The organism is Desulfosporosinus meridiei DSM 13257 (assembly GCF_000231385.2).
GTDB lineage: Bacteria > Bacillota > Desulfitobacteriia > Desulfitobacteriales > Desulfitobacteriaceae > Desulfosporosinus > Desulfosporosinus meridiei.
The window spans coordinates 2,636,687-2,654,594 of record NC_018515.1 but is presented as its reverse complement, the minus strand read 5'-3'; the positions used below and the strand labels follow the sequence as shown (position 1 = coordinate 2,654,594).

17 protein-coding genes are annotated in these 17,908 nt (G+C 39.9%); 15 read left to right on the top strand and 2 right to left on the bottom strand.

The window, feature by feature from the left end:
• Positions 1-4 precede the first annotated feature (4 nt).
• Complete coding sequence (locus tag DESMER_RS12175) at positions 5-595, bottom strand: HD domain-containing protein (RefSeq protein ID WP_014903355.1); 591 nt, start codon at positions 593-595, stop codon at positions 5-7.
• A 211-nt stretch (positions 596-806) separates the two neighbouring features.
• On the opposite strand from DESMER_RS12175, the gene DESMER_RS12170 reads away from it, so the two are divergent.
• The 9 genes from DESMER_RS12170 to DESMER_RS12125 all read left to right on the top strand — a co-directional run bounded on the left by DESMER_RS12170 (position 807) and on the right by DESMER_RS12125 (position 9,016).
• Positions 807-1,574: a DnaD domain-containing protein gene (locus tag DESMER_RS12170; protein WP_014903354.1), complete on the top strand. Its 768-nt coding sequence runs from the start codon at positions 807-809 to the stop codon at positions 1,572-1,574.
• Positions 1,575-1,619: 45 nt separating this feature from the next.
• Positions 1,620-2,426: an ATP-binding protein gene (locus DESMER_RS12165; protein ID WP_014903353.1), complete on the top strand. Its 807-nt coding sequence runs from the start codon at positions 1,620-1,622 to the stop codon at positions 2,424-2,426.
• 96 nt (positions 2,427-2,522) lie between these two features.
• Complete coding sequence (locus tag DESMER_RS12160) at positions 2,523-3,101, top strand: hypothetical protein (protein WP_014903352.1); 579 nt, start codon at positions 2,523-2,525, stop codon at positions 3,099-3,101.
• A 151-nt stretch (positions 3,102-3,252) separates the two neighbouring features.
• Positions 3,253-3,984: a phosphatase gene (locus DESMER_RS12155; RefSeq protein WP_042334500.1), complete on the top strand. Its 732-nt coding sequence runs from the start codon at positions 3,253-3,255 to the stop codon at positions 3,982-3,984.
• 88 nt (positions 3,985-4,072) lie between these two features.
• The gene (locus tag DESMER_RS12150) at positions 4,073-4,786 is read left to right on the top strand and encodes a hypothetical protein (protein ID WP_014903350.1); all 714 of its coding nucleotides are present in this window, start codon (positions 4,073-4,075) and stop codon (positions 4,784-4,786) included.
• Positions 4,787-4,938: 152 nt separating this feature from the next.
• On the top strand, positions 4,939-5,649 hold the full coding sequence (locus tag DESMER_RS12145; RefSeq protein WP_014903349.1) for a hypothetical protein: 711 nt from the start codon (positions 4,939-4,941) through the stop codon (positions 5,647-5,649).
• 41 nt (positions 5,650-5,690) lie between these two features.
• The gene (locus DESMER_RS12140) at positions 5,691-6,104 is read left to right on the top strand and encodes an OsmC family protein (protein ID WP_014903348.1); all 414 of its coding nucleotides are present in this window, start codon (positions 5,691-5,693) and stop codon (positions 6,102-6,104) included.
• A gap of 647 nt (positions 6,105-6,751) precedes the next feature.
• Complete coding sequence (locus DESMER_RS12130; RefSeq protein WP_014903346.1) at positions 6,752-7,717, top strand: phosphodiester glycosidase family protein; 966 nt, start codon at positions 6,752-6,754, stop codon at positions 7,715-7,717.
• Between the two features lie 33 nt (positions 7,718-7,750).
• On the top strand, positions 7,751-9,016 hold the full coding sequence (locus DESMER_RS12125; RefSeq protein ID WP_014903345.1) for a hypothetical protein: 1,266 nt from the start codon (positions 7,751-7,753) through the stop codon (positions 9,014-9,016).
• 111 nt (positions 9,017-9,127) lie between these two features.
• Here the strand turns inward: DESMER_RS12125 and DESMER_RS12120 are convergent, their stop codons facing one another.
• Positions 9,128-11,878 (bottom strand): UPF0182 family membrane protein, encoded by a 2,751-nt coding sequence (locus DESMER_RS12120; protein ID WP_014903344.1) that lies wholly within the window; start codon positions 11,876-11,878, stop codon positions 9,128-9,130.
• A gap of 215 nt (positions 11,879-12,093) precedes the next feature.
• On the opposite strand from DESMER_RS12120, the gene trxB reads away from it, so the two are divergent.
• The 6 genes from trxB (at position 12,094) to larE (ending at position 17,898) form a co-directional block, all read left to right on the top strand.
• Positions 12,094-13,008, top strand: a complete 915-nt coding sequence (gene trxB, locus DESMER_RS12115) for a thioredoxin-disulfide reductase (RefSeq protein WP_014903343.1) — start codon at positions 12,094-12,096, stop codon at positions 13,006-13,008.
• Positions 13,009-13,195: 187 nt separating this feature from the next.
• Positions 13,196-14,029, top strand: a complete 834-nt coding sequence (locus DESMER_RS12110; protein WP_014903342.1) for an electron transfer flavoprotein subunit beta/FixA family protein — start codon at positions 13,196-13,198, stop codon at positions 14,027-14,029.
• Entirely contained in the window at positions 14,029-15,360 is a 1,332-nt protein-coding gene (locus DESMER_RS12105) for an FAD-binding protein (RefSeq protein ID WP_014903341.1), read from the top strand. The genes DESMER_RS12110 and DESMER_RS12105 overlap by 1 nt, the downstream gene beginning before the upstream one ends.
• Positions 15,361-15,372: 12 nt before the next feature.
• Entirely contained in the window at positions 15,373-16,665 is a 1,293-nt protein-coding gene (locus DESMER_RS12100) for an FAD-dependent oxidoreductase (protein ID WP_014903340.1), read from the top strand.
• Positions 16,662-16,943 carry a ferredoxin family protein gene (locus tag DESMER_RS12095; RefSeq protein WP_014903339.1) on the top strand — a complete coding sequence of 94 codons (282 nt, stop codon included), beginning with the start codon at positions 16,662-16,664 and terminating at the stop codon, positions 16,941-16,943. The genes DESMER_RS12100 and DESMER_RS12095 overlap by 4 nt, the downstream gene beginning before the upstream one ends.
• Positions 16,944-17,091: 148 nt before the next feature.
• Positions 17,092-17,898 (top strand): ATP-dependent sacrificial sulfur transferase LarE, encoded by an 807-nt coding sequence (larE, locus tag DESMER_RS12090; RefSeq protein ID WP_014903338.1) that lies wholly within the window; start codon positions 17,092-17,094, stop codon positions 17,896-17,898.
• The last annotated feature ends 10 nt before the right edge of the window (positions 17,899-17,908 follow it).

Sequence of the window (17,908 nt, the reverse complement as noted above, 5' to 3'; positions counted from 1 at the left end):
CAAATTAAAGCCAAGCGTATTCCAGGGTTTGACGTTTTATCCCTGATAAAAAACGAAGTGTTTCTTCACGCCTTTTGATTGCTAGACGCTTCCCTGCTTTTGTAGAGACTTTATCTGGCAGAGCATCTGCGAAAAGACGTGCCCTTTCAATAGCATCTTCAGGAGTTTGTATCAAGTCGTCTTGTCCAACTATGCTAAATAATCGCATTAAACCGATATTTCCTAAATTATCCAAAATATCCGCTTCTCTTAAATAGACTGCCTCATCACTGCGCCCGGGTTCCGAGTAATACATGTGATTTTCTACAGCATCTAAAACAAGAGAGATTTTTTCTGAAGGATATGACATTTGGGGAAGAAGGTTTGCAGTCACACCTTTTGAACGTAAAGCATGATCCATGTTCTTAAGGGCATAGGCAGGGGATTTTCCAGTATCATGCAGCATAGCTGCTGCATAAAGAACCTCGTCATCCAAGGTTAAATGGCTAGAGAGTTCTTTTGCTAGATGATAAACTCTAAAACAATGCTTGACACTCCAAGCAGAGTGAGCTCCTGATTTTTCCACAATTTGAATAAGCTCTTTCCTGAAATCCATTTTTTAGCCTCCTTCTTCGTTTAGTTCTATATACGCCAAAAGACTCCCATTTTCCTTCCATTTTATGGAAGCAGTTTTAAGAGTCTTTTTGCTTTATTTGTATTAAATGATCTATATATACATTTTTGGCATTTAGTAAAGAGAAATATGTAAAAATCAACGGAAAACTTAAAGATAATTTTCGGATGGTACATGGGGAGATGAACTATCAATGAACAAAGTAAGTGTTTATGGGAGCTTTACACAAGCTCTTTTCTTTTCAGGTGTTGTTTCTATTCCAAAATATTTACTGACCCATTATAGAAAAATCGGTATCTGTGACAGCGAGATGTTAGTATTAATTCAGATATTATGTGAATCCGAAGTAAATCCATATCCCTCGATTTCAACTCTAGCTGGACGAATGACTGCTTCATCGTCTGAGATAGAAGAGAAATTGGGAGGGTTAGTTGAGCGAAAACTTCTCTCCATCGAAAGGTACTGGAACCCAGTTGAACAAAAGTGGGGAAATTGTTATAGTTTTGTTGGTTTAATCGAAGAGCTTGCAGAATTATGGGCAATTGAGAGATCGCAGCAATTAGAAGAAGAACGAATCCTTAAACAACAACAAGTCCCTTTAAATATCCCATCGACTTCACCTAATCCAGCGATGGAAAACTTAATTCAAACTTTTGAGCAAGAGTTGGGACGTCTGCTTACGCGTTTAGAATGTGAAAATCTGGACAAATGGCTATCTTCACATTTTTCGGAGGAATTAATTATTGAGGCCTTAAGAAGAGGGGTTAGTGCAGGCATTCGCAACTTTCGTTATTTAGATTCGATTCTTAGAGAATGGGAAAAAAAGGGGCTTCGCACGCGAGCTGAGATCGAAGCAGAAGATGCGTTTTTTCAATCGCGTCAGGAAAAAAAGACTACTAAATCTAAGAGTAAAGGTGCAACAAAGACTACTTCTAATAAATATGAAAATTTTTATCTTTAGATTATTTGGTACTAGGCCAAGTTTTCTATAGGAGGATATTCAACTATGAAAAATGTCAAAGATATTTTATCCACCAATCTCATACCTTCAAGGCCCAATTACGAGAAACCAAAAGAGTCAAAGGAATCCCCTTCTTACGGGAGTCAGTGCCCTATTTGTCAAGATCGGGGAATTGTCCTGGAAGGTGATATTGCCTATCCTTGTAGCTGTATGGAAACTAGAAAGTTGGAAAATCAATTTCGACATGCTCGAATTTCTCGGGAACTAATGAACTGTCGATTAGATAAGTTTCGCTTTGATTATTATTCTGCAGATTTATCGGAGTCACATCGCGAAGGAGCAGTCAAGGCCTTAAATGCTGCTAAAAGCTTTGTAGATGATTGTTTGCGTTCTCCATATGGCTTGGGATTACTATTTACTGGGCCGGTTGGATCGGGTAAAACCTATCTGGCCGCCTCAATTGCCAATGAGCTAATGGAACATAATTTAAAGGTTCTTTTTCTTATCGTACCGGATCTACTAGATGAGTTGAGGGCTACGTACAAGTCGGATCTTAATGAACTTGATTTATTAGATTCTGCGCGAAGTATACCTATCTTAATCCTCGATGATTTAGGGGCTCATAATTATACCGAGTGGACAAGAAACAGACTATATTCAATTATTAATTATCGCCTAAATGAACAGTTGCCAACAGTCATTACGTCTAATCTTTCTCTTGATGAAATGGAAGATTATATTGGATTGCGGACTACTTCTCGAATTATTCAATCTTCAAGAATATTTCGTTTAACAGTCCAAAAAGACATTCGCTTACAGATTTATCAGGAAAGGGAAGTTAAAGCTAAGTAGTTTTGTTAAGTTGAAAAATATTTTCTGAGACCTATGCATGTCCTTAAGAGGATGCGCATAGGTTTTTTTAAGTAAAAAAATAAGGAGGTGTCCGCTATGGCCAAAATTATAACTATTAATCGTAAGTATATTGCCATGGTCGCCAGTGTTTGTTTGATTTGTCTGCTTGGTTTTGCTGGGTTTTCTCTTTGGGAGAATAAGAATGAAGGTGTTTCTAAAAACATGGGTAATCCCGAGATAAAAATGATCGGAGTTGCTGTTGAGCCGGCGTCAGTTGTTAAGGATCTCACCTATGGCAGCGTTACATTAAAAGGTGCCCAGGTAATTACAACTAAAACTTTTGATCTTGTCATTACAGTACAAAATATGACCGCTAAAAAGATGACAAATATTCCAGTGGAATTGCAAATGAGTTTAATTGGAGATGACACCAAAAAGGTAACAACCCCAGGCAGTTTGGAAGTATTAGAACCAGGTGCTACAGCACGAGTTGCATTTCGTCAGATCAATGTATTAGGGGATGCTTCAGGTAAAAGTGCCACAGAGGGTCAGCATTTAATTACGTTGAGAGTTAATGCTAATCCTGAGGGGGGAGTAGAGCAGACTACTGAAGCAAGTTTCCGTTTTAATGTAGATACAACCGTTAAGGCACCTCCAACAGTAAAAAAGCAGTAAGTTAAATATTCAAAATAAGTGCTGTCAAGCACTTATTTTTGTTTTCAGTGAATTAAGGATATAATAGAATGGACATAAGCAAAAAGTGCCAATGAAGAACTCCTCCGCCATTTTGCAGGGGGAAACACTGGATCAAGGTGAGGTGGATACTTTGGAAATAAAAGTTGATTTACATACTCATACCATTTCAAGTGGACATGCTTATAGTACACTAGCAGAAAACGCCATAGCAGCATCCCGGAAAGGTATTGAATTACTTGGTATGACTGATCATGGGCCGACGATGCCAGGGGCACCGCATCTATACCATTTTGGAAATTTAGGCATTATTCCCGAAGAACTACATGCAGTTAAAATATTGCCTGGTGTGGAAGCTAATATCACAAGCCATGAAGGAGAGTTAGATATTCCTATCAGATATCTGAATCAAATGAAGCTGGTTCTAGTGGGTTTGCATGGTATCTGCTACCCTGGAGGAACCGCTGAGCAAAATACTGAGGCTTATATTAAAGCTATGAGAAATCCCTATACGGATATGATGGTGCATCCAGGGCGTCCTGAATTTGAACTGGATCTCGAACGAATTGCTTACTTGTCAGCCGAGTTAGGTATTCCCGTTGAGATCAATAATAGTTCTCTAGCCAACGAAAAACTGGGGGCCTGGGGAAATTGCAGACGATTTGCCAAATATATGGTTCAATACAAAGGGCCTGTTATTTTGGGCAGCGATGCTCATTTTTCAGATCTAGTAGGAGATTTTAGTCATGCCCTCAGTTTAGTAAGAGAAGTGGGACTGGCTGAAGAGCAAATTCTCAATTGTTCGCCCAAAAGAGTATTAAATTATTTAGCTGATCGTCGGAAAAGTCGCCCTAACATTTCTTAGTGTTAGAGCCCAGCTACAACTCTAAATACTGCAGAAAAGGTACACGAAACCCCTTGTTACCATATATTGTATTGAAGGGGGGGTAGAATTGTTCGATAAACAGGCAGTGCAAAGTTGCGGAGAATCTATTGTTATTGGGCTCGAATTCTTTTGCCCCATTAGCTCGGCTCCCGGAAGTTCCAGTCTATTCTTCGCTCAACCTCTTTTAACCGGAAAAGTTTTTGAATCCTCCGCTGTAATTATTGGAGCTCAGATTATTCTCTACATTGCACATCACATATTAGGATATAAAAGCATCCCTATTCTGGACCCTAAGAATAACCAAACCATACAAATGCCCCTTTCTGAACTCCAAGACTTTTTAAAGTGGATGGCTAACGGATCCGACACGTTTGCTAGCTTTAGTTCGACTTCTGCGGGGAGTAATCAAATTACAAACTCAGACTCCGGAATTATTGGTGGGATCAGTGACAGAGGCTTTCAAACGCCCCAAAGCCCTGAAGCCCCAATGATTCTTGCAATCTACGTCGTCGGAAACTTTTCAAATAAGCCCTATACGCCCATTGTAGAGATTATTGTCCCGATTCTCACGTTTCCTGGTCTGCGGGGAGCACTGCCAATCTTGATTATAAGTTTACTAGCAACGATTTTTGTAAGAGCTGTAGTTCCCCCGGAATCCACGGGAGCTAGACCCCTTGCTAAGCCTAGCACATCAAATAATAATACCAATCCTCTTACCTTTACCCCAAACGATCTGCTAAAAATGTTTACTAAATTTGGCAAGCACTTTAACGCAAACTAACGCAAATAATCACCCTAGATAGCAAAGAATGGAAGAAAATCCACTAAGGAAAGGTAAAAAGTTCTTTCCTTAGTGGTTATAGGAAATATATAGGAATAAATTCATTTGTTTCACTAAATTATTTATAGTACAATGTGTTTTGTGGACAAACTATGTTTAGACCTCAAATGACGAATAAGAACATACAAAGTAAAGGACGTGTAGTAGTGCTTTTTAAAAGTGGACAGATTGATCGTGAACGTATAGCGGGAGCAATTATAATCATAAGCCTATTTATGATATTACTAACAGTGATTGGAATTCAGTTTTTAAATGTTAAAGTTACTAATATTGAATTAATTGATCGTGGCTTATACTCGGTGATTACTGAAAAGGGGCCTGTTAATATTGGTAAAGAAGATGTCCTGCGTATTGAAAGAACCTATACAAAAGCTGCAATGACTGGTGCACAAGTAGAGTTAGATAAGATATATACAACTAAAGGGTTTATTTTTATTTCTTCGTTAGACCCTTATTATAAGAATGGAAAAGAACTAATTAATTCTGTGGATTTTGATGGTGACCAAGTCTGGGTTCATCCTTCAAACGGGAGCGCTGAGATATCTATTGAACAACGGCAAAATGCAAATTTGAAGCTTATTCAGCCATTTAGTTATGCCATTGGCACATCCACTAAATTAATTTCTCTGATATTTTCGGTTTTATCTTTGCAATATCTCTCTTTAGCTATTGGTGGTTTGGCATTGTTAATCCTTATATTTCCACTTAGGTTAGAGGGGACCTTAGCAGTACAATCCCTGCTTGCAAAGAATCCGGAATATAGCAATGAAGATGAGCAACAGCTTGATGCAATTGCCAAATGATTTAAATAATGTAAACGGTTTTTCAGAAAGGAGTTCCTACAATGAAAGTTTCTGTTAAACACATAAAGGGAATGCATTTTCAAGGTGAAGGTAGTTCAAAAGTTGTGACTAATATGGACGCTAGCGTAACTGCTGGAGGAACCGGACGAGGAAGTAGTCCGACAGAGATTTTATTGATGACCATTGCTGGCTGCAGTGGGATGGATATTGTTACAATTCTTGAAAAGATGAACGTTAAATTTAATCGCTTTGAAACGACAGTAGAAGGGGAACGTGCCAGCGATCATCCCCGGGTCTTTAAAGATATTGAACTAGTTTATAAGTTTTGGGGAGACTCTCTTGTCAAAGAGAATCTTGAGCGTGCAGTACAGCTTTCAATGGAAAAATATTGTAGTATCGCTAATATGATTGATAAAGCTGCCAATCTTACCTACAGTATTGAAATCAACCCTTAGGAATCTTTTAAGTAAAAGAGAGCTGTAAAGGCAGCTCTCTTTTGCGTTTTAACATTTAATGATTTACTTGACGCAACAGTCAAATCACATCTGTCAGATCCGAGTAAAAATGGTAAATATATAATAGGAGTTAATTTACATTATATAACACTAATTAGCTATAAAGGGTAGGGACTATGTAGACAATCCTTGATAGAATATGGATGTTTTGTTATACTAAGAGTCGAAACAACTTGAAACAAAGGATAATGTAAAATGATTTTACTTTTAGGGTTTCTGAGAAGTGTTTTGTTCATTTGCGTAATTCTGTATATTTACTATATTACTCGACGCAAAAAAAATGATGTCGTAATTCAAATGTGGTTAACAGTCATCGTTGGAATGTTATCAAGTTTAGCAATTCAAATTGTTAATGTGGTTATGGGTAATGCTATATTTGAATCTGTATTGCTAAGTATTTCATTTCTTGTTGCTCTTATTGCCTATTCAATATGGAAAGTTACTCGAGAGTTTAAAAAACGTCGTTATTCAAAATAGTTGCAGCCGCATATCAAAAAACTGCGGCTTGTTTTTATGTGTATTCTTCTTAGGAATATGACTTTATTTCCAAATTATTTAACAAATATATTAAAGGAGTTATGCTGAAAATGAAAAAACGAGGTAAGATTCGAATTAAAAAGATTGTGATATTTTTGGTTTTCAATATTGTCTTTGCGACAATTCTAGTACCCTTTATATTGTTTTGGGGACCCTTTGAGTCACTTAAGATCGTAACAGTAGGGGCAGTAGCAACCTCACGGCATCCTCAGGTCGTAGAGGCTTTTCTTTCCGAAGAGGAGATAAGTCGTATTATGAATTCTACCAATTCCCAGGGGACCGGTATTAGCCAGGTTTTAGGACGTACAGAAGTGATTACTGATAAAGCTTCAGGAATTACAATCGAAGATATTAAAGGGCAAAGCTTTAAAGGTAAAGTTATGCTTATCAAAGATCCTAATCGAATTAAATTAGCCGTTACTAAGGAAATTGGCGTTACTGGTGAACGAGTCACTGATCTGGTTAAAGATATGAATGCCGTAGCTGGGATAAATGCAGGTGGTTTTTATGACCCTAATGGCAAAGGTAATGGAGCATTTCCGGACGGAATAACTATGCATGATGGCAAGATAGTCCACAATAACGTTGGGGACAAGGCAGTAAACATTGTTGGATTTAATGACAAAGGAAAAATGGTACTTGGGAAGATGACGGCCAAGCAATTAGAAGAGAAGAATGTCCGTGAAGCGGTCACCTTTGAACCTAATCTAATTGTGGATGGAAAATTAATGATTACTGGTGATGGAGGTTGGGGAATTGCCCCGCGCACGGGAATTGGTCAAAAGGCTGATGGAACGGTGATTTTTGTGGTAATTGACGGTCGCCAACCTACTTGGAGCATAGGGGCAAACTTACGTGACCTGATGAACGTCTTTAAAGACTACGGTGCTGTCAACGCCATTAACCTGGACGGAGGATCATCCTCAGAACTTGTTTATGATGGAAAGGTTATGAATAAACTTTGGAATATTTTTGGTGAGAGATATATACCGACTGCCTTTGTAGTCACCCCTTAATTATTAACAGTATATAAAGGAGAAAAATACCGCATGAAAAAGAAACTGCGTACTATATTCGTCTGGGTCTTAGTTTCACTTCTAATGCAATTTGGCGCGTATTCCTACCTAGAAAATAAGGTAGCCCAAGTCGTAAAGCCTAATGAAGCCAGTCCTCCAATTACTAAAGAACTTCAAGCAACAATACCCGGTACAGAGTTTAAAAATATTCAAGTATCTTATGCTAAGGACTATTTAGCGTATACTGAAAACGGTACCCTTAAGATTTTTAATCTGAAAAAAGAAAAGATTGTCTTCGAAAAAAAGACTACTGATAAATCCCTGGGTGTTTTATCCTATCAATGGTTGCCAGACCGTGATACCTTGCTTTACTTTTACGCCAAGAAGAATCCTAATCCGGTAACCTACGTAACTGTACCGATTAAACCGACAACACCAACTGTTGACCCTAAAACTGATCAAAAAACCGATGTTAAGACCGACCCAAAAGTGGAAGATCCAAATCAGAAACCTGCAAAAACCGTTGATAAGGTTGAACAAAAAGAGACTCCCGTCCAGACGAAAACTGAAGTTCGGTATAATAACCCTCAGATAACTGAATTATATACCCTTGAGCTACCTGGTGCAGATGAGGATACTGAACCAGATGACCGGTTTAATCAAACCATTAACGAATTCCCTGCCGGTGGAAAAATTGATGAATTAGTTTTCTCAACCTCTACTAATCTGATATACCTCACGGTTAAAGATGGCTCTAAAGAACTGCTGATGGAAATTGACGTCATGAAAAATGTCCGTACTTTAAATCGAACTGGTGAGATTGTCGATGGCATGGCCGCCTCTGATAGGTATGGAACACTTTATATCAACAGTAAGATTGGCGGCACGAAACAAGTTGTCTCTTTAGGAGTTGGTAACCGACATGTCATTTCTAAGAATGCTAATGACAAGGTTTTAGGAATACGAGATGGCAAAATATATATTGGTGAAGTCATAAACAATGAACTAGTTAAAGTTAAAACAACTGAGGATAGTTCAGAGATAAGTGATAACCCATCCCTTAAAACTGAATGGGAGGGCTCAATACCACTTAGTAATGTCAGCATCCTTATCGGTTCTCAAGGGCAAGTCGTGATTTACAACCAACAAACTGCTTATATTATTAAATCAGGAGAACTGAATGAGATCTCATTGAACGGTGATGAGAATTATATCTCTGATGATGGGGCGGAGCTTATAGCACTAAAAAAATCAGGGACTTCCACCCTTGTTGAGCTGCAACCATTAAATTCAAAGTAATGTTATTGTAATAAATTCCTTGAAAATCTTTTAGTACAATCCTATAAATAAGTCAGGAATCACAAAAAGAACACCTTATGGTGTTCTTTTTGTGTGGTTATGTTTGAAGATCTAGGGAGTTTCAGGGGGCAGGCTTTGAGCCCCCTTCAGTTGAGTTTCAAGACTATCCAATAGTGCTCGGATTTGGTTCATTTGCTCAATTATTGTAGTAACGTTTAGTGAATTTGGGTCAACTTGAATTTCGCTTTCATTTGACTGGCCTGGAAGTGCGGTACTTTGACCAAGAGTAGTGGGTTGTGGTGCTCCATCTCCAAATAATTGAGTTAAAGCTGACCCTAAATTCTCGGTCATAACTAGCTTATCCTGATAGGCGAGAATCACTCGTTTCATTTCAGGGATACTGCCACCCTTATCGGACTGCAGGTATATGGGTTCAACATACAAGAAGTTACCTCCGATTGGTAGAGCTAGGAGATTACCCCTTATTACGCTTGACCCTTTTTGATCCCAAAGAGATAGCTGTTCAGAGATAGTTGGATCTTGATCGATACGGGATTCAATTTGCAAGGGCCCATCTATTTCGATATTCTTCGGCATCTTATAGAGTATGAGTTCACCATAGTGTTCTCCATCCATCCTGGCAGCCATCCAGGCCACCATATTATTACGCGTATTAGTGGCACTGGAAGCAGGCGTGAAGGGCAGCATGAGCACAAATTCAGGTTTGTTTTCTCCGGGGATTTTCATGATGGTGTAATAGGGTTCCACATTTTGGGGAGTTGCCTCAAAAAGTTCTTTAGCTATATCCCAAGAGTCTTCTTTATTATAGAACACAGAGGAGTTAGTCATATGAAAGTTTTTAAGCATATTACTTTGAACACTGAAAAGTGTTTCTGGGTAGCGCAGGTGGGCTTTTAAGCTAGCAGGCATACTTTCCAGGTCTTTAAAAACCCCAGGGAATATCTTCATATATGTCATTAAAATTGGATCTGAGGGATCGGCAGCATAAAAATCAACAGTTCCGTCATAGGCATCGATAATAACTTTAACTGAGTTTCGGATATAGTTAAAATCCTCATTGGAATATAAATGTGAATAGGGCAGAGAATTAGAAGTTGTGTAGGCATCAATGATCCACTTTATTCGACCGGCATTTATAACCATATAAGGATCGCTATCATAGGTTAAGAATGGAGCTAATTTTTGAACCCGTTCATCTATATTTCGATAAACTAGCATTTTGCTTTCTGCAGTTACTTCACCAGCGAGGTAAAAGCGCGGGGTTCCGTGCCGGAGAGATACCATGAGTTTATTGAGTGGGGTTAAAGGAATTCCGGTCTTTCCCTGATAGGAATTTTCTTCATTGGAATTACCTAGGGGATAATCAAATTCTTTGTTAGAAGTATTTGCAACTACCCAGTCCTTCGTCAATTCACCATAATATATTCTGGGCTCAGTCATTTTGAAGGCTTCAAACTCACTGATTGGGGGGACATCTTTAATAGCAAATGAAGGGAGCCCTTCAGAAGTGACAGCATTGGCGAAAGAAGCAGAAGCCCCAAAACCATGTGTATATTTAAATCGCATGTTGACAAAGGTTTTAGCCTTAGAATCTAGGTCAGGGACGGAGATTTCTCTTGGACCGATCATAACTTGTCGAGATTCCCCATTAATGAGATAACGATCTATGTCAATATCATTAAATTTGTAATACAGTCTTATGCCTTGCTTTTGATTGTAGGTTTGCAACATAGGTCGGGCGTCATTAAGCCTGATATTGTTAAGAGTTCCTTGATCCGCCTTCAGTGCTTCGATTGTTATGGGAGTATTACCTGGGTATTCAACTTCCTTCACGTTGTTTAACTGATAGCCATAGCGAGTCATCTCGATTTCATGTTGAATATAAGGTTGTTCCTTAGTTAACTCATTAGGCAGAACAACAAAGGATTGTACCATGGTTGGGATAATGTTATACATTACAATACCGACGACGAAAATCCCGATGACCGGCATCGTTAATAAACGTGTGTCTTTAAAAGCAAAAGAGATAAAAGCAAAGATCGATCCTAAAATACTTAGAATAATTAAAACTCTAAGTGCCGGTAGCGTTATATTTAAGTCAGTAAAACCTGCTCCAACAATGTGACCGTGTGATGAATAGAGTAATTTGAAGATGTCTAAAAAGTAGCCATAAGCCTTGAGGGCCAATAATATGCCAACTAAAAAAGCTAAGTGCTTACGGCAGGAAGCGCCCATAGTTACTGCACCATTTTGCCAAAGTTTTCTAGAGTTAAATCGAATAACTCCTGTAACAATATAGAAAATTGATGTAAATAAGGTTAGTAAAAATAAGGGGCCAAAAAATGCATCAAAAATAGTATTTAACAAAGGAAGTCTGAAAAAGTAAAATGATAAATCCCTCCCAAAAATCGGGTCAGCCTGACTAAACTGAGTTGCATGAGTAAAAGATAATATATCTAACCAGCCAGTAAACCCAGCTACAAAACTAATACCAAAGCTAATGACTGCTGAGATAACAAGTAGCCAGACAGTGACTCTACGTTGACTTAAGCTAAAAACAGGGCGGTTCATATCCTGTACCAATCTCAAACGAAGTCGTAATCTTTCATTAACAAATGTCACAATAGCATGTCTAATGGAAAGGAGAGTGCCGGCAATAAAAAGGAAAAGTATCGTTCCATTCACTGCTTGAAATAGTATTTTACTTAGAAATGGAGTCCAAAATAATTGAGAGTACCCTAAGCTTGTAAACCAAGCCCAATCTTCATATAAGCCACTTGATGCGGTTAAAATTGTCACCAAAATGATGAAGCCGATAATAATTTTAATAAATCGATTCAATAGTATTCCCCCTTTAATTGCCTAAGACCTAACCAAACGATTATGTATGTTTTAATCATAATATTATATTCTTCCCAATTAATGAAAATCCCTTCATATATTTTGTTATATACAAGGGCAAATTCTTTTTAAATCTGGATAAACTATGATATACTAACAACAGATTAATACCCTAAAGGGGTATTAATGCTAGTAATTAAGAGGAGTTGAAAGTCATGTATGACGTTATTATTGTGGGAGCAGGTCCAGCTGGTTTAACAGCTGGAATTTATGCAGCACGTGGAGGATTAAAAGCAGCCATCATAGAGTTAGCAATGCCTGGTGGGCAGGCTGCTTCTACAGAGAATATAGAAAACTACCCAGGGTTTCCAGACGGAGTCAACGGGTATGAACTTATGAATCTGTTTCATAAGCAAGCTATTGCTTTCGGTGTGGAATTTATTTTTGAAGAAGTTCAAACCTTAGAGCTCAACGGAGCTATCAAAAAAGTACAAACCTATGATAGGGTTCTTGAGGCACATTCTATTATTATTGCTGCAGGATCCAAGCCCCGATTATTAGGAGTCCCGGGTGAAGATCGTTTTAGAGGAAGCGGAGTTTCTTACTGTGCTACATGTGACGGTGCTTTTTTTAAAGGCAAGAAGGTTGTTGTAGTAGGAGGAGGGGATGCTGCCATTGAGGAAGGTTCTTACCTGACGAAATTTGCCGATGAAGTAACGATTGTACATAGACGAACTGGTTTTAGGGCTTCTCAAATTGCCATGAATCGTGCCAAAGAGAATCCAAAAATTCGTTTTGAACTGAATGCAGTTGTTGAGGAAATCCTGGGGTCTAACCAAGTTGAAGGGGTACGTATACTTAATGTTCAAAGCAAGGAAACAAGGGATATCCCTGCTGACGGAGTTTTTATTTATGTTGGAACTGATCCTAATGCGCAATTTATCGGTGAAGAAATCGAAACCGATGATCGTGGCTATATTCTAACGGATTCACTTTTGCAAACAAACATTAAAGGAGTATATGCCGCTGGAGATATTCGTAATACGCCTCTTCGCCAAGTAGCCACTGCCGTTGGTGATGGTGCCTTAGCAGCAGTAGAAGTTGAAAAATACTTGGAAAATGTAAAATAAGTAAACAAATACTTTAGAATATTCCAATAAATTAGAATTTAATTTATATGTAAATGACTAAATATGTTTATGACATATGTTATATTGTAATATTTTAATTTGTATAATAAAATATAGAAAATAGTATTCAATTTAGAATATTTCTTTCAAAAACTATGTAATGTTGTTTACAAAGGAGGGAATTATAGTGAACTTTGTAGTCTGCCTTAAACAAGTTCCCGATACATCCGAAGTCCGCATTGACCCGGCGACGAATACCCTCATGAGAGAGGGTGTACCATCTATTATCAACCCCTATGATGCCCATGGCTTAGAAGAAGCAATTCGTCTTAAGGAAAAAGTCGGAGGGAAGGTAACTATAGTAAGTATGGGTCCTCCCCAAGCCAAGGATGCCTTGAAAAAAGCGATGACTTATGGTGCTGATCGAGCAATTCTGCTTAGTGATCGTGCTTTTGGAGGCTCTGATTCCCTGGCTACAGCATATATTCTTTCAATGGCCCTGCAAAAGATCCATGAGACTGAACCAATTGATGTAGTTTTCGCCGGTAAAGAAGCAATAGATGGAGATACAGCTCAAACTGGCCCTGGTATTGCGCAACGCCTAGGATTTCCTCAGTTGACCTATGTAATTAAGGTTAGAGAGCTTACTGAAACTACTATTACAGTAGAACGCAAGACAGAAAGCGGGCGTCAAGTTGTTCAAGCCCAGTTGCCGGCATTGTTGACAGTTGAGAAAGAACTCAATGATTTGCGTTATGCCACTCTGCCTAATATGATGAAAGCCGCTACTTATGAGCCTGAGGTATGGGATGTTAACTCTCTACCCTTTGATACTAAGCAAATGGGTCTTAAAGGATCTCCTACTAGTGTTTCTAGAATTTTCGCACCACCTGGCCGCAGTGGCGGAGAAATAATGGATGCAATGAAAGATCCGTCAGGTGTCGCCGCAACGGTGGTTCAAAAAATATTCCAACAGAACATAATCATGGTTAGTCCCCTAGCGAAGGGAGGGAAACGCTAATGACCGTCGCCGTTGACAAGACAAAGTGTATTGGGTGCGGGGCTTGTGTCGTGGAATGCCCTGTAGAGGCTCTGGATCTAATTGATGGCTTAGCCGTTGTAGATCCCAAGAAATGTGAAGACCATGGGAAATGTGCTTTAGTATGCCCGACTAATGCCCTGGCAGTCGTTAAGAAACCTTCCAAGCCCTCCGATGAACTTAATACGGAGGCTGGGTCTAAGTTTAACCTCAAAGATCCATTGCCTGAAACCGTTAAGGATTATGCTCAAGATAACAATAAAAAAACAATTCGAGCTCAAGTAACTCCTGTGGCCGGTGGAGATGTCTGGAGCGGTGTCTGGGTAATCATTGAGTATACAAACGGTAAGGTTGCCCCAGTTTCCTGGGAGTTGCTTGGTGAGGGCCGAAAACTTGCCGATGCCATTGGATGTGGCTTGAGTGGAGTGATAACCGGGTATCAGGTTGAGAATGTCATACCAGAAGCCTTTGCTTACGGTGCTGAAAAGGTGTATGTCATCGATCACCCTATTCTAAAGGATTATCGATCAGAACCTTATGCCGAGGCGATTACCGGGCTCGTAAAGAAATATCAACCTGAGATTATCTTGATGGGTGCAACTTCGATGGGGCGAGATGTATTCCCGGCAATTGCTACCAAACTGCAAACAGGCTTAACGGCAGATTGTACGGTACTGGGCATTGATCCAGAGACAAAGTTGTTACAACAAACTCGACCAGCCTTTGGAGGAAATATTATGGCAACCATTCTCTGTCGAACGAGCCGTCCTCAAATGGCGACAGTTCGTCCTCGAGTAATGGCAATGCCCGAACGAGTGGATGGACGTGCGGGAGAACTAATTCAAGAAGAATTTACGCTTGAAGAAGAAAACTTCCGCACTAAGATCTTGGAGTTTATAAGCAGTGATGCTAGGAGCGCATTTTTAGATAAGGCTGAAATCATCGTAGCAGTAGGCTTAGGAATTGCAGCTAAAAGAAACATGGTTATTGCTGAGGAGTTAGCAGAAGTGTTAGGGGGTACCATAGCTGGGACCCGTGGAGCTGTAGAAGCAGGCTGGCTGACTCATGATCAGCAAGTGGGGCAATCAGGAGTAACGGTTCGTCCTAAAGTATATATAGCTATCGGAATTTCCGGAGCTATCCAGCATTTAGTCGGAATGGAGACATCGGACTTTATCATTGCCATCAATAACGATCCGGAAGCTGCAATCTTAAAGGTTGCTAATTACGGTATCGTTGGAGATCTATTTCAAGTAGTTCCTGCACTGACTGCAGAGTTTAAGAAACGCCTTCAGCATGGCGTGGCAAATTAAGGAGGGGCAAACATGGAAAACTTTGATGTAATCGTCATCGGCGGTGGTCCTGCTGGCCTATCTGCTGCGCTCAGTGCTGCACGTGCCGGGATGAAAACAGTAGTCATCGAACGTGGTGATTATCCGGGAACCAAGAATGTCATGGGCGGGATCCTCTATACAAAGGCTACTGATATGGTTGTACCTGAATTTTGGAAGGACGCTCCCCTAGAACGCCCAATCATTGAACAGCGTATTGCCATGTTAAGTGGCGACGAGTCAATCTTGGCTGGTTATCGTGATCCTGCCTGGGGGAAAGAGCCGTACAACGCCCATTCAGTTTTTAGGGTGAAGTTTGATCGTTGGCTAGCTCAGCAAGCAGAAAAAGCCGGCGTTATGATCATTACTGAAACACTGGTGGAAAATCTCTTATATAAAGGCGACCAGGTTGTCGGAGTTCGCACAGGACGTGCTGAAGGAGATTTAGGTGCGAAGGTTGTCATTCTGGCTGAAGGGGTTAATAACTTCATAGCAGTTAAAGCCGGATTAGCCAAACCACTCAAACCTGAGGTAGTGGCAGTCACGGTCAAAGAGGTAATTGCTTTACCCAAAGAAAAGATCGAAGACCGTTTCTGTCTTGAGGAAGGCCAGGGGGCCACTATTGAATTGTATGGAGATTCAACAGCGGGAATGATGGGCGTAGGATTTATCTACACCAATAAGGATTCGATTTCCATTGGGGTTGGAACTATTTTGCAGCAGCTAATTCGTAATAATTGGACCCCCAATGATTTATTAGAGAATATGAAAGCAAAACCTTATGTGAAACGCCTTCTTCAAGGCGGTGAAACTAAGGAATATCTGTCTCACTTAATCCCTGAAGGTGGATATACCCACGTACCTAAACTTCATCGCCAAGGAGTTATGGTCGTCGGTGATACGGCAATGCTGATGAATTCCTTGAATCGTGAGGGTTCGAACCTAGCTATGATATCGGGTAAAATTGCCGGGGAAGTCGCGGCACAGGCAATACGAGCCGGAGACGTGAGTGATCATGCGATGGGTGTTTATGAAACCCGCCTGCGGGATTCCTTTGTTCTTAAAGACCTGCATCACTATCGCCATATGGGTAAGTTCTTTGAAGAAAATACTCATCTCCTAAAAATTTATCCCAAGTTATTCTCGAGAGCTGCCAAGATGTATTTAACCGCGGACGGAACACCGAAGAAAGAACGTCAAAAGGAAATTATCAAAATGGCCTTCGAACACCGTTCTAAAGGTGGTTTGCTTAAGGATATTTATGGAGCATGGAGGGCGCTCTTATGAAATTAGATGATAAATTATATTTGGTACGGTTTAACACAGATAAACTAAGCCACATTAAGATCGCTAACCCAAGTGTATGCCTGCAGCAGTGCCAAGACAAACCCTGTACGCGTTTTTGCCCAGCCCATGTCTACGATTGGGATGAAGAAGAAAAACGTATTGCTGTGGGTTATGAAGGCTGCCTGGAGTGTGGAACCTGCTTAATCGGGTGTCCCTTTGGCAATATTGACTGGAAGTATCCAAGAGGCGGATTCGGAGTATCTTGGAAAAATGGGTGATTAATTACTGAAAATGTCTGAAAACGTAATTTTTTCACAGAGCAGAGGGGGGATCATAACCTTCTTTGCTCTTTCTTATGAACAAAGTTTCTTTGACAGTCATTTCTACAATAGGTAGAATATAAACGAAGGAAGGGATAAGTCCTGAATGGATAGAACACGACAAGAAGCACTTAATAAAGAAACTGCGCTCATTAATAAATTAAAATCGTTAAACACTGTTTTGGTTGCCTTTTCCGGTGGAGTAGATTCAACTTATCTTTTGGCCGTCGCCCAAGAAACCTTAGGACAAAACTGCCAAGGAGTTCTTGCACGAGGAGCAATGGTTTCTAATCAAGAAGAAATGGAAGCACTTTCTTTAGCAGAGAAGTATAAATATCCTGTACAGGTGATTGACTTTGATGTGTTTAACATTAAAGAATTTCGGGATAACCCGCCTAATCGCTGCTATTTCTGCAAAAAGAAACTATTTGAGACTATCCTAAAATGGAATAACCGAAATGATGCAGTAGTCATTGAAGGGACAAATGCCTCTGATGCCCTGGATTATCGCCCAGGGAGGCTAGCTCTTCAAGAACTGGGAATTGTTAGTCCGCTTTTTGAAGTGGGATTAACAAAAGCGGAAATAAGAGTTTTATCAAAACTCCGTGATTTGCCTACTTGGAACAAACCTTCGATGGCTTGTCTCGCGTCCAGGGTTCCTTATGGAGACCCAATTACCAAGGAATTACTGGAAAGTATTAGCCGTGCTGAAGGGATCCTACAGCAAAAAGGATACTCGGAATGTCGGGTCAGAGTTCACGGCGATCTGGCTCGCATCGAAATTCCCAGTCAAGAATTTGCAAGATTTATTCCGGAAGCTTCAGAAATCACAGACAGATTGTCTGAGCTGGGTTTTCGCTTTGTTACATTAGACTTAATGGGACTACGTTCAGGAAGTCTCAATCCCATTTAACTGGAGGACA